At 71.0% G+C, this 12,082-nt stretch carries 12 protein-coding genes and 1 pseudogene; 10 read left to right on the top strand and 3 right to left on the bottom strand.

Translation table 11 applies throughout. The features are described from left to right. The first annotated feature begins 109 nt into the window (after window positions 1-109). From BLR04_RS19510 to BLR04_RS19500, 3 genes are read left to right on the top strand one after another with little or no spacing between them, the layout of a single operon-like run. Window positions 110-1,003 carry an ABC transporter ATP-binding protein gene (locus BLR04_RS19510; protein ID WP_090767021.1) on the top strand — a complete coding sequence of 298 codons (894 nt, stop codon included), beginning with the start codon at window positions 110-112 and terminating at the stop codon, window positions 1,001-1,003. Then, window positions 1,000-2,589, top strand: coding sequence for an ABC transporter permease (locus tag BLR04_RS19505; RefSeq protein WP_090767018.1), 1,590 nt, complete (start codon window positions 1,000-1,002; stop codon window positions 2,587-2,589). The genes BLR04_RS19510 and BLR04_RS19505 overlap by 4 nt, the downstream gene beginning before the upstream one ends. 59 nt (window positions 2,590-2,648) lie before the next feature. Next, window positions 2,649-3,218, top strand: coding sequence for a helix-turn-helix domain-containing protein (locus BLR04_RS19500; RefSeq protein WP_218129066.1), 570 nt, complete (start codon window positions 2,649-2,651; stop codon window positions 3,216-3,218). A gap of 83 nt (window positions 3,219-3,301) precedes the next feature. Here the strand turns inward: BLR04_RS19500 and BLR04_RS19495 are convergent, their stop codons facing one another. Further along, window positions 3,302-3,697, bottom strand: a complete 396-nt coding sequence (locus BLR04_RS19495; protein WP_090767015.1) for a RidA family protein — start codon at window positions 3,695-3,697, stop codon at window positions 3,302-3,304. Between the two features lie 113 nt (window positions 3,698-3,810). Between BLR04_RS19495 and BLR04_RS19490 the strand changes: the two genes are divergently transcribed. The 6 genes and pseudogenes from BLR04_RS19490 to BLR04_RS42790 all read left to right on the top strand — a co-directional run. Then, entirely contained in the window at window positions 3,811-4,779 is a 969-nt protein-coding gene (locus BLR04_RS19490; RefSeq protein WP_090767013.1) for a helix-turn-helix transcriptional regulator, read from the top strand. Window positions 4,780-4,914: 135 nt separating this feature from the next. Continuing rightward, complete coding sequence (locus BLR04_RS19485) at window positions 4,915-5,436, top strand: nuclear transport factor 2 family protein (RefSeq protein WP_218129065.1); 522 nt, start codon at window positions 4,915-4,917, stop codon at window positions 5,434-5,436. Between the two features lie 75 nt (window positions 5,437-5,511). Further along, entirely contained in the window at window positions 5,512-6,738 is a 1,227-nt protein-coding gene (locus BLR04_RS19480) for an MFS transporter (protein WP_090767008.1), read from the top strand. A 133-nt stretch (window positions 6,739-6,871) separates the two neighbouring features. Beyond that, on the top strand, window positions 6,872-7,627 hold the full coding sequence (locus BLR04_RS19475; RefSeq protein WP_090767006.1) for a 3-oxoacyl-ACP reductase family protein: 756 nt from the start codon (window positions 6,872-6,874) through the stop codon (window positions 7,625-7,627). Window positions 7,628-7,736: 109 nt separating this feature from the next. Further along, the gene (locus tag BLR04_RS19470; RefSeq protein WP_090767003.1) at window positions 7,737-8,516 is read left to right on the top strand and encodes a hypothetical protein; all 780 of its coding nucleotides are present in this window, start codon (window positions 7,737-7,739) and stop codon (window positions 8,514-8,516) included. Between the two features lie 112 nt (window positions 8,517-8,628). Continuing rightward, window positions 8,629-8,967, top strand: a pseudogene (locus BLR04_RS42790) (Tn3 family transposase); the annotation flags it as partial. A 300-nt stretch (window positions 8,968-9,267) separates the two neighbouring features. On the opposite strand, the gene BLR04_RS19460 reads toward BLR04_RS42790, so the two are convergent. Next, window positions 9,268-10,086, bottom strand: a complete 819-nt coding sequence (locus BLR04_RS19460; protein WP_090767000.1) for an ABC transporter permease — start codon at window positions 10,084-10,086, stop codon at window positions 9,268-9,270. Continuing rightward, complete coding sequence (locus BLR04_RS19455) at window positions 10,083-11,027, bottom strand: ATP-binding cassette domain-containing protein (RefSeq protein WP_176903178.1); 945 nt, start codon at window positions 11,025-11,027, stop codon at window positions 10,083-10,085. Before BLR04_RS19455 ends, BLR04_RS19460 begins: the two co-directional genes overlap by 4 nt. A gap of 85 nt (window positions 11,028-11,112) precedes the next feature. Here BLR04_RS19455 and BLR04_RS19450 point away from each other — a divergent pair, with 85 nt between their 5' ends. Continuing rightward, the gene (locus BLR04_RS19450; protein ID WP_090766992.1) at window positions 11,113-11,931 is read left to right on the top strand and encodes a TetR/AcrR family transcriptional regulator; all 819 of its coding nucleotides are present in this window, start codon (window positions 11,113-11,115) and stop codon (window positions 11,929-11,931) included. Window positions 11,932-12,082: the final 151 nt, after the last annotated feature.

Raw genomic sequence — 12,082 nt, 5'->3', positions numbered from 1 at the left:
GCAGCCATCACCATCTGGTGAACAACCCGCGTCGCTGTTACTGTCGTCACCGGAGCGCCGGGAAGTCTGGTCGGCAATGTCATAGCGGACCTACCGCCGGAGGCGCCCCATGGCGAACAGCCCTGCCGTTCTCATCACCGGCCTGACCAAACACTTCGGCAAGGTCCACGCCCTGGACGGGCTCGACCTCACCGTACGGACCGGCGAGGTTCACGGTTTCCTCGGCCCGAACGGCGCCGGCAAGACCACCACCTTGCGCATCCTGCTCGGCCTGCTGCGCGCCGACGCAGGCCACACCGAACTGCTCGGCGGCCACCCGTGGCGTGACGCCGTCGAACTGCACCGCCGCCTGGCGTACGTGCCAGGCGACGTCGTGCTGTGGCCCACCCTGTCCGGTGGGGAGGCCATCGACCTGCTCGGCCGGCTGCGCGGCGGCCTCGACCGGCAGCGCAAGGCGGCGCTGCTCGACCGCTTCGGCCTCGACCCCGCCAAGAAGGGCCGCGCCTACTCCAAGGGCAACCGCCAGAAGGTCGCCCTGATCGCCGCCCTGGCCTCCGAGGTCGACCTGTTGCTGCTCGACGAGCCGACCTCCGGCCTCGACCCGCTGATGGAGGCGACCTTCCGCGAGGTCATCGCCGAGGAGCGCACCCGCGGCCGGACGGTCCTGCTGTCCAGCCACAGCCTCGCGGAGGTCGAGGCGCTCTGCGACCAGGTCACGATCATCCGCGACGGCCGCACGGTGGAGACCGGTACGCTCGCCGGGCTGCGCCACCTCACCCGCACCACGATCAGCGCCGACCTCGACCACGTCCCCCACCTGCTGAACGAGCTGGCGGGCGTGCACGCTCTGACCGTCAGCGGCTCCCACGTCAGCTTCCAGATCGACGGCGAACACCTCCAGACGGCGCTGCGCCTGCTCACCGACGCCGGCGTGCGCCAACTGACCTGCCGGCCGGCCACCCTGGAAGAGCTCTTCCTGCGCCACTACCAGGCCGTGGCATGAACGGCACGCTCACCCTGGTGCGGCTGGCGCTGCGCCGTGACCGTGTCCTGCTGCCCGTCTGGATCGTCGTGATCGCCGGCCTCGTCACCGTCAGCGCCTCGGCCATCGCCGAGCTGTATCCGCACGCCGGCCAGCGCATCGCGCTGGGCGTCACCATCGGCGCGACCCCCGCGCTGCAGGCGCTCACCGGACCGGTCTTCGACGCCGCCTCGGTCGGCGGGCTGACCGCATGGCGGGCCACCACCATGGCCTCGGCCCTGGCCGCCCTGATGAGCATTCTCGTCGTGACCCGGCACACCCGCGCCGAGGAGGAGACCGGCCGCGCCGAACTCCTCGGCTCCTGCGTGGTGGGCCGCCAGGCGGTCCCGGCCGCGGCGGTGGCCGTCGCCGTCACCGCGAACGCCGTCATCACCCTGCTCATCACGGTGGGCCTGGCCGGCCAGGGGCTGCCCGCGGCGGGCGCGCTCGCCTTCGGCGCGGCCGTGGGCGGCACGGGCTGGGTGTTCACCGGGGTCGCCCTCGCCGCCGCCCAGCTGACCACGCACGCGCGCACCGCCAGTGCCCTTGCCTGCGCGACGCTCGGGCTCGCGTTCCTGCTGCGGGCGCTCGGCGACGCCGCCAAGGCAGAAGCGCTCGCGTGGTCGTCCCCGCTGGGCTGGGCGCAGCGGGTGCGGGCCTTCGCCGGGGAACGCTGGTGGGTGATCGCCCTGTTCGCCGTCACCGCCCTGGCGCTGGTGGCCGCGGCCGCGCTGCTCGCCAGGCGGCGCGACCTCGGCGCCGGCCTCCTGCCGCCGCGCCCTGGGCGGCCGGACGCCAGAGCGTCCCTCGCCGGCCCCGTGGCATTGGCGTGGCGGTTGCAGCGCGGCGGACTGCTCGGCTGGGCGGTCGGCTTCGCGATCGCCGGCACGCTGTTCGGCGCCCTGGCGCACAGCCTGGGTGACCTCGTCGCGGACAACCCGCACATGGCCGCGCTCCTGGCGCGGATGGGCGGCACCGACGCGCTGACCGACGCGTTCCTGACCGCCGAGCTGAGCGTGCTGGCCCTGGTCGCCGGCGGCTACGCGGTCCAGGCGACGCTGCGGTTGCGCGGCGAGGAGTCGGCGCTGCGCGCCGAATCGGTCCTGGCCACGGCCGTGACCCGCCGCCGATGGAGCCTCAGCCACCTGGCCCTGGCCCTGGGCGGCAGCGCCTTGATCATGTCGGTGGGAGGGCTGTCGGCCGGGCTCGCGCACGGCCTGCGGATCGGCCGACCGGCCGGTCAGGCCGCCCGCATGCTGGGCGCGGCGCTCCTGCAGGTGCCCGCCACCTGGACCCTGGCCGGGATCGCGATGCTGCTGTTCGGGCTGCTGCCCCGGCTGACCGCGCTGGCGTGGGCGGCGCTGGTGGCCTTCGCCCTGCTCGCTCAGCTCGGCGAGCTGCTCCAGCTGGACGACGCCGTCATGAACCTGTCGCCGTTCTCCCACGTCCCGCAGACGCTGGGCAGGCCCGTGGACGCCGGTCCGCTGCTGGGACTCCTGCTGGTCACCGCCGCGCTCCTGGCGGCCGGGATCGTCGCGTTCCAGCGGCGTGACCTGCAGCAGGAGTAGTCGCGCCGCCGACCCCACCCGTTCGCGCACCTTCGTACCGTCCTGGGCGAGAATGAGGGGTGAACGACTTGCAGGACGTGCTCGCCGCCGTCGGCCCCCGCCTGCGGGAGCTGCGCCGCCGGCGCGGCATCACCCTGGCCCACCTCGCCGAACGCACCGGCATCTCCGAGAGCACCCTGTCCCGGCTGGAGAGCGGCGGCCGCAAACCCACCCTCGAACTGCTGCTCCCGCTCGCCCACGCCCACGGCGTCCCCCTGGACGAGCTCGTGGGCGCGCCGCAGACCGGCGACCCGCGCGTCCACCTGAAGCCCGTCACGCGCGGCGGCATGACGTACGTGCCGCTCACCCGCCGCCCCGGAGGGCTGCACGCCCACAAGCTCGTCATCGCCCCCAGCGCCGGCGAGCCGGAACCGCGGACGCACGAGGGCTATGAGTGGGTCTACGTCCTCAATGGGCGCCTGCGCCTGCACCTCGGCGGCAACGTCCTGGTCATGACCCCCGGCGAGGTCGCCGAGTTCGACACCCACCTGCCGCACTGGCTCGGGCCTGCCGACGACCAGCCCGTGGAACTCCTCGTCATCTTCGGCAAGCAGGGCGAACGCGCCCACCTGCGCGCCCGCCCCAGCTGACACACGCTGCCGGTCCCGGCACCGCCTGGCCCGCCACGGCTACGCGGACGCCCACCTGCTGCCCGACGTACGGAAATGCCGCATCACCCGACGGCGGTCCCCTCGAGCTCGACCATCAGGGTGGGGATCGCCAGCCGGGCCACTCCCAGCATCGTGGTGGGCGGCGCCACCCCGGCGGCGCCCAACCGCGACGCCAGCACGCTGTAGTGCTGGAAGAGCAGATCGACGTCGGTGGTGTAGACGTTGAGCCGGACGAGGCCCGCGAGAGACATGCCGGCCTGGCCGAGCACGGCCTCCAGGTTGTCCAGGCTCAGCGCCAGCTGCGCCGCCATGTCACCGTCATGCTGGGGCTTGCCGTCGCCGCTCATCGCGCTCTGCCCGGCGCAGTAGAGCGTCCTGGTGTGCCCGGAGACGATCTCGCCCTGGTTGTAGCCCATCTCCACCGACCACACCCACGGGTTGACTGCCGTTCGCTGCATTGCCACATCAGCTCCGTTCGATGCAGGGACGTACACCGGCCTCGGTGGCCGTGGTGACAAGCCTTCCGGTAAATCACGACATCCTTTGTCGCGTATTTCGCTAACGTTTTCGTATGCGTGCCGACCGGCTGGTCTCGCTGGTGTTGCTGCTGCGGCGGCACGGCCGGCTGTCGGCGGCCGCGCTGGCCCGCGAGCTGGAGGTGTCCACCCGCACCGTGCTGCGCGACATCGAGGCGCTGTCCGCGGCCGGCGTCCCGGTCTACGCCGAACGCGGCCGGCACGGCGGGTTCGCGTTGTTGCCAGGTTTCCGTACCGAGCTCACCGGGCTGAACCACGACGAGGCCCTCGCCTTGTTGATCGCCGGATCGCGGCGCGGCGCGCAGGCGTTCGGCCTCGGCTCGGCGCTCGCTTCGGCGATGCTCAAGGTGGTCGACGCGCTGCCCGAGAGCTACAGGAACACCGCGGCCGGCGCGGCGGAGCGACTGCTCATCGACCCGGAGACCGACCTGCTCTCGCGTCGGACGGTCGCCGAGGAGGTGCCTGACGCCGTCGTGGCAGAGGTCCGGCGTGCGGTGCTCGCCGGACACAAGCTGCGCATCCGCTACGCGGCGGTGGACCAGACCCCGAAGTGGCGCACGGTGGACCCGATCGGCCTGGTCACCGTACGCGAGCGGGGCTACCTGCTGGCCACGAGGTCCGGCGCGGAGCGCACCTACCGGCTGTCGCGGGTTCTGGCCGCCGAGGAACTGTCCGAACCGGCACAGCGACCTGACCGGGTCGATCTGGACCGGGCCTGGCAGGAACGCAGCACGCGGTTCCGGACCGGCGGCGACCAGGTCACCGTGCTGGTCCGCGTCGACCCGGGGCGGCGGGAGGAGCTGGTGGGCACCGCGGTGGCCGTCCACAGCGAGGAAACCGACGCGGACGGCCGGCTGCGGTTACAGGTGTCCTTCCAGGACGCGCGGCACGCAGAATGGGCGCTGTGGCAGCTCAGCACGGGCGCGGAAGCCCTGGCCCCGCAGTGGTTGCGCACCTCCCTGCGCGACCGCGCCGCCGCGATCGCCACCCGCTACGCGGGCTGATCCCAAGGGCGGTGCCGGACCGTTCCTGGCCGTCCCCGATGTCGCGGTGTCCGGCGCCGGATCACATATCCGCGAAAACCCCCGCAACACAGCCTTTCTCGGTCATGCTTGATCATCTCATCGAGGAGGAGCCAGATGGCTGATCGCCAAGCCATGGAACGCGCATGGGACGCCCACACCGCGGCCGAGTTCGTCACCCGCGACGTGGAGGCCACCATGCGGACGATGACCGCCGACCCGACCGTCCTGCACGTGCCCACCGGCATGGGCGGCACCGGGTACGACGGCGTGCGCGACTTCTACCGGCGCTGGTTCGTCGGACGCAACGCCGCCGACATGTCCATCGCGTCGCTGAGCCGCACCGTGGGCGAGGCGAGCATCGTCGACGAGATGCTGATCACCTTTACCCACGACATCGAGATCCCGTGGATCCTGCCCGCCGTACCCCCCACCGGCCGGCAGGTCCGCATCCCCGTGATCGGCATCGTCACCTTCGAAGGCACCGCCGTCGCCGGCGAACGCATCTACTGGGACCAGGCCGCCGTCCTGGCCCAGGTCGGCCTGCTCGACGACCCGACCGTGCGGCGCCTGCCGATCGTCACCACCCAGCACGGCCTGCTGGACGGGACCACACCCTTCAACCAGCTGGCACGCTGATCTTTCCTCGCGCGCACCCGCGCGAGGAAAACCCATTTGCCGCGCCTGCCTGCGCAAAAGTAGGGTTCTGCGCTCGTGACTACTGTGGTGGAGCGAGTCCTGCCTACCCGGCTCGGCTCCGGATTCCGTTGGCTGCTGGCCTCCAGCTGGCTGACGAACCTCGGCGACGGCATCGCGGCCGCCGCGGGCCCCCTGCTGATCGCGACGCTGACCCGCGACCCGCTGATGATCTCGCTGTCGGCCCTGGTCAGCTGGGCTCCGCCGCTGCTGTTCAGCCTGTACGCGGGCGTTCTGTCCGACCGGCACAACCGGCGCACGATCGTCCTGGCCGCCAACGCCGTACGCGCCGTGGTGCTGGTGGCGCTCATCGTCCTCATGGCGACCGGCTCCCTGACCGTGGTGACGGCACTGGTGGGGCTCACCCTGCGCTCCATCACCGAGGTGTTCGCCGACAACACCACCGCCACCCTGACCCCCATGATGGTCGCCCGCGACGACCTCGCCCTGGCCAACGCCCGCCTGACCACCGGGCTCGTCACCCTCAACCAGCTCGCCGGGCCGCCGATCGGCGCGGCGCTGTTCGGCCTCGGCCTGGCCTGGCCGTTCGCCGCCCAGTTGCTCCTGGTCATGGGGGGCATCGTCCTGGTCTCCCGGATCACGCTGCCGGCGCACGGCCGCCAGTCCGGCGACCCGGGAACCGGCACCCTGCGCGAGCTCGCCGAAGGCTTCACCTGGACCTTCCGCCACCCCGCCGTCCGCACGCTCGTCCTCACCATCCTGATCTTCAACTTCACGTTCGGCGCGGCCTGGTCGGTCCTCGTCCTCTACACCCAGGACCAGCTCGGCCTCGGCGCCATGGGCTTCGGCCTGATGACCACCATCGGCGGCATCGGCGGCCTCGTCGGCACCGGCCTGTACGGCGCCATCACCCGCAAGGTCAGCCTCGGCACCCTGATGCGCATCGGGCTCGTCATCGAGACCTTCACCCACCTGGGCCTGGCCCTGACGCACTCGCCCTGGGTCGCCGGCGGCATCTTCCTCGTCTTCGGCGCGCACGCCTTCATCTGGGGCACCACCTCGGTCACCGTCCGCCAGCGCGCCGTCCCGGCCCACCTGCAGGGCCGCGTGGGCAGCGTCAACGCCATCTGCGTGTACGCCGGCCTGGTCGTCGGGTCGGTGATCGGCGGCCTGCTGGCCACCCAGCTCGGCGTGGCGGCGCCCTTCTGGTTCGCCTTCGCCGGTTCGGCCGTGTTCGTGGTCCTGCTGTGGCGGCAGCTCAAGCTCATCGCCCACGACGACTGACCCGCGATCCGGCTTTACCAGCACTTTCCCGGCCGCTTTGTACGCTTTCTGAGGCACCCTCCGGCGGCCGGGCACCGTAGCGCCCCTCGCCGCTCGCCCACACCCAGCAGCGCGAGCACGAAGGGCAGCGGACATGACCCAGGCTGAAGCCGCAGCGCTCACCGGCAAGGTGGCCCTCGTCACCGGAGGATCCCGCGGCATCGGCGCCGCCATCGCCCACCGCCTGGCCGGCGACGGCGCCTCCGTCGCCCTCACCTACGCCGGCGGCAAGGCCCCCGCCGACGCCCTGGTCGAGACGATCGCCCAGGACGGCGGCAGGGCCATCGCCATCCAGGCCGACAGCGGCGACCCCGCCGCCGTCCAGGCCGCCGTCGACCGGACGGCCGGCGAGTTCGGCGGTCTGGACATCCTCGTCAACAACGCCGGGCTTCTCTTCGCCGGCCCGGCCCAGGACTTCTCCCTCGACGACTTCGACCGCATCGTCGCCGTCAACGTCAAAGGCGTGTTCGTCGCCATCCAGGCCGCCCTGGCCCACCTCGGGGAAGGCGGCCGCATCATCACCATCGGCAGCATCAACGCCGACCGCGTCCCGGTGCCCGACCTGTCGGTGTACTCCATGACGAAAGCCGCCGTCGCGGGCCTGACCAGGGGCCTCGCCCGCGAGCTCGCCCCCCGCCACATCACGGTCAACAACGTCCAGGTGGGCCCCACCGACACCGACATGAACCCCGCCACGAGCGACTTCGCCGACGTCATGCGCCAGGCCATGGCCGTCGACACCTACGCCCAGCCCAGCGACATCGCCGCCGTCGTCGCCTTCCTGGCCCGCCCAGAAGCCTGGTACGTCACCGGAGCCCACTGGGACGTCGACGGCGGCTTCACCGTCTGACCACCAGCTGCCGTCACGGGGGGCCGCAACAGACGCTCATGGCCGAAAGTCCGGTAAGGTAGCGATCTTCGGCGGACGCGAGTTCCCGGAGTCCTTGAAGGCCGAACGGATGACCGACCCCGACCAGGCATGCACACGCCGCCGCCTCGACGCTGCTCTCGACGCCCTGGCCACTGCCTTCCGCGGCATGACCGCCCTCCCCGGCGAGCACAACTGCTCGTGCCATTGGGGAAGCGCCGAAGAGCTCGCCCTGCTCAAGACACCGGACGTGGAACTGGACCCTGACCTCCTGCGGCGCACCTGGTGGGCCACAGACTGGAACGACAACGCATCGGTGCTGCGCCGTATCTTGCCCCAGCTCGCCTCCGCCCTCGTCAACGGCGAGGTGATGCCCATGTGCGGCATGGGCGACGTCGGCCACTCACTCACCCGCGCCGACTGGCAACACTGGCCCGCGGAGCAGACCGACGCGGTCCAGAGATTCCTGAACGCGTGGTGGGTCTCCAGCCTCACCAGCCCCGACGCGGCCGTCCCCGCCTACGAGGTGCTCGAGGCATGTTCCGAGTCCTGCGCCACCCTCGCCCCCTGGCTCGCCATCTGGCAGACGCAGACCGACCCCCTCGCAGACCAACGCCTGGCCGAAGCCGTGGCCTACTGGGAGCGCGACCTGCTGCACGACGACCTCCCCTGGGACACCTGGCACGGCGGACAGGCCGCCCTGACCATGCGCACCACGCTGACCGCCTGGCTGGTCGAGCACGCCCCCGAGCGCCTGCGCTCCCACGGAGCCTCTGAGCGTCTCCTGCACCTGGTACGGCTGCTCAGCCTCACCTGGGAGGCCCGCTGGGAGGACCCCTTCTGGCTCGACCACAACAGATCCGCCTCGTGATGCAGGCCTCCGGGGAGGATCGGCCCGGATTTTGGCGCTAGAGAGACGATCTTGACGACGATTTAGTGACGACGGCTGTTTGCCCTGGTTGAGCGCCCTAGCGTGCCTGCTCATGCCTGTGGATTTCCTCTCAGATGGGGAAGTAGCCCGCTATCGCCGATTCCGGCCCGAGGTGTCGGCGGCCGAACTCGAGCAGTTCTTGCGGCTGGATGCCAAGGCGCTGGAAGCACTCGCGGGCAAGCGCCGTCCAGTGCTGCATCTGCTGCAGTTCATTGCCGACGAAGGCTACCGACGGATGATCGGCACCCAGCTGAACGTGCAGGAGGCCCGCCACCGCCTGGCGCGGAAGATCGCCTTCGGCAACCGGGGCCAGTTGCGCCAGCGCTACCGACTCGTGGCTGCGGACGCGTCCATGAGCACATCCGGTACCAGCGACAACACGGTGAGCACAACCGTGGTACGGACGAATACCGTGCACGGACGGCGTACCGTTGCGAGCCAGCACCAGCCCCACCACGGAGAAGACAACGGTCAGCACGGCAAACCCGAACACCGAGATCGGCATGCCGCCGATAACCAGGCTGATCCCGGTGAACTGACCCACCGCGGCGATCAAGCCACCGATGACCAGCGGTCGCGCAGGAGAGGTAGCGGTGGTGGTGACGTCTTCGTGGACGTTTTGCTCCATTTGATGCCTTTCGGAGGAGAACTATTCGGAGGAGAACACGCGGTTCGCAGATGCCTGGAGCGTTCAGCGTCCTCTGCGCATGTAGGCGCGGAGCGACAGCGGGATGAAGATCGCCAGCAGTGCGGCCGACCAGAGCAGGACGGTGGTCACCGGATGCGCGAGTGGCCAGGCCACGTTTCCGGACGGGGCGCCAGGGTTGCCGAACAGCTCCCGTGAGGCGGCGGTGAGCGCGCTCACCGGGTTCCAGTCGGCCAGGAAGCGCAGCCAGCCCGGCATGCCGTCGGTCGGGACGAACGCGTTCGACAGCATCGTGAACGGCAGGCCCAGCGGCACCATCGCGTCGGCGACCTGCTCGTTCTTCACCGCCAGGCCCACATAGACGCCCACCCAGCTCAGCGCGTACCGCAGCACGATCATCAGCAGGAACGCCTGGGCCGTGGGGATCAGGGCGCGGTGCGGCTGCCAGCCCACCAGCAGGCCCGCGCCCACCATGATGGCCAGCATCAGCAGGCCGGTCAGCAGGTCGGCGCCGGTCTGCCCGAACGGCACCGCCAAGCGCGCCATCGGCATGGAGCGAAACCGGTCCATCACACCGCGGGAGGCGTCGGCGGCCACCCGCGTCATGACCCCCAACCACGCGGAGAAGGTCACCATCGCGAACAGGCCGGGCATGAGGTACTCGCGGTAGTCGCCGCCGTCCGGCACCTGGATGGCGCTGCCGAAGACGTAGCCGAACAGCACCACCATGACGGCCGGGAAGATCAGCGCGGCGACAATCTGTCCAGGTTCTTGCCGTAGCCGTCCCAGCTCGCGGCCGACCAGGGTCAGCCCGTCGGCGAACGTCCAGCGCAGGCGGCCCAGTGGTGAGGTGAGAGCGGTCATCGGACGGACTCCTTGCGGTCGGTGAGGCGCAGGAACACCTCGTCGAGGGTGGGGCGGCGCAGGCTCACGTCGGCGGCGGCGACCCCGGCGCGGTCGAGCTCGCGGACGATGCCGGCGAGCCGGAGGCCGGTGGCGGGCAGGGCGACGCTGAGCCGGTCGGCGTCGGTCGTCGTGGGTTCGGTGCCGGCCAGGGTGTTGAGTACGGCTGCCGCCGTCGCAAGTGCGGCGGGGTCTTCGAGGACGACGTCGAGGCGGTCCCCGATCGTGGCCTTCAGCTCGTCCGGAGCGCCGGTGGCGATCACTTTCCCGTGGTCGATGACGGCGATGTCGTCGGCCAGCTGGTCGGCCTCGTCCAGGTACTGCGTGGTGAGCAGCACGGTGGTGCCGTCGGCCACCAGTTCGCGGATACTGTCCCATATCTCGCCGCGGCTGCGCGGGTCCAGGCCGGTGGTCGGCTCGTCCAGGAAGAGCACCTCGGGGCGCAGGATGAGGCAGGTGATCAGGTCGAGGCGGCGCCGCATGCCGCCGGAGTAGCCGCCAACCGGCCGGTCGGCGGCGTCCATCAGGCCGAAGCGCTCCAGCAGCTCATCGGCCCGCCGGTGCGCCTGACTTCGCGGCAGGTGGTAGAGCCGGCCGAACATGCGCAGGTTGCCGCGGCCGGTGAGCTTCTCGTCCACGGCGGCGTACTGGCCTGCGAGGCCGATGCTGGCGCGCACCTGGCCGGCGTCGCGGACGACGTCGTACCCGGCGATGCGCGCGTGCCCGGCGTCGGGATCGGACAGGGTCGCCAGGATGCGTACCGCGGTCGTCTTGCCGGCGCCATTGGGCCCCAGCACGCCACAGACCGTTCCTCTCGGAACGCTCAGGTCCAGCCCCCGCAGCGCTTGGGTGTCGCCGAAGGACTTGTGCAGCCCCTCGGCGACCACGATCGGATCCGCCATGATCCCTCCACTGGGTACGTCGTACGCGGTCATGGCGGCCAGGCTAAGAGACCGGGTACGATGTACGCAACCTAGGAGGTGGACGATGGCAGACGCCGAGTACGTGAACATCTGGATGCGACCCGAGCGCCCGGCCTACGGGCCGAAGCCCACCTACAGCCGCGAGCAGATCACCGAGGCGGCGATCCGGATCGCTGACGCCGAGGGGCTGGAGGCGGCCACCATGCGGCGCATCGCCGCTGAGATCGGCGCGGGCGCGATGTCGCTCTACCGCTACGTCCCGAGCCGTGACAACCTGATCGAGCTCATGGCCGACCGGCTGCAGGGCGAGATCGACGTCGAGGGCATGCCCTCGGGCGACTGGCGCGCGGATCTGACGCGCTACGCCGGCGGGCTGCGGGCGATGTGGCTGCGGCACCCGTGGATCGCCACCGTGCAGCGGTCACTCCCCAGCTTCGGCCCCAATCAGCTGCTCGTGATCGAACGGGTGATGGGTGCCCTCGACGCCCACGTCTCCATTGACGAGAACCTCGCCCTCATGGCCATGCTGAATGGCTACGTCGAGGGCGCCGTCCGCGAGGAAATCGGCTGGGCCGAGGAGGTCCGCCGCAGCGGGCTCAGCGAGTCGGAGTGGATGGTGCGGAACGGCCCGCACGTCGAGCAGCTGCTGGAGAGCGGGGAGTACCCGATCTTCAGCAAGATCGTGATGGAGGCACACCGGCTCCACCTGAGTCGCGACGACCAGTTCCGGCACGGACTCCAGCGCATCCTCGACTGTATCGCCGCGGCCCTCCCGTCAACGGCCGAGTCTCCGATGTCGGCGCACCGAGAGGGGCGGGAAGAACAGGACGGGCCAGGGCAGGCTCGCAGTCGACCATCTGAGAGGGCATCAAGAGCGAAATAGACGCACAAGCAACGGGCGCAGCGGCGGCCCGTACCTGGTCACGGTGGAGTCCAGGGCTTGCCGATGCCGGGGTAATGGGCTGGACGCTTCGCGCATTTGAGCGGTGCGCAGGCGGCTGTCCACCTCCCGGCCAGGGTGGTCACCCCTTCTG

Origin of the sequence: Nonomuraea maritima, assembly GCF_900100395.1 — a bacterium.
GTDB classification, from domain to species: domain Bacteria; phylum Actinomycetota; class Actinomycetes; order Streptosporangiales; family Streptosporangiaceae; genus Nonomuraea; species Nonomuraea maritima.
Note: the sequence above shows the minus strand (reverse complement) of the source record. Positions and strands in the feature narration are given on the sequence as shown.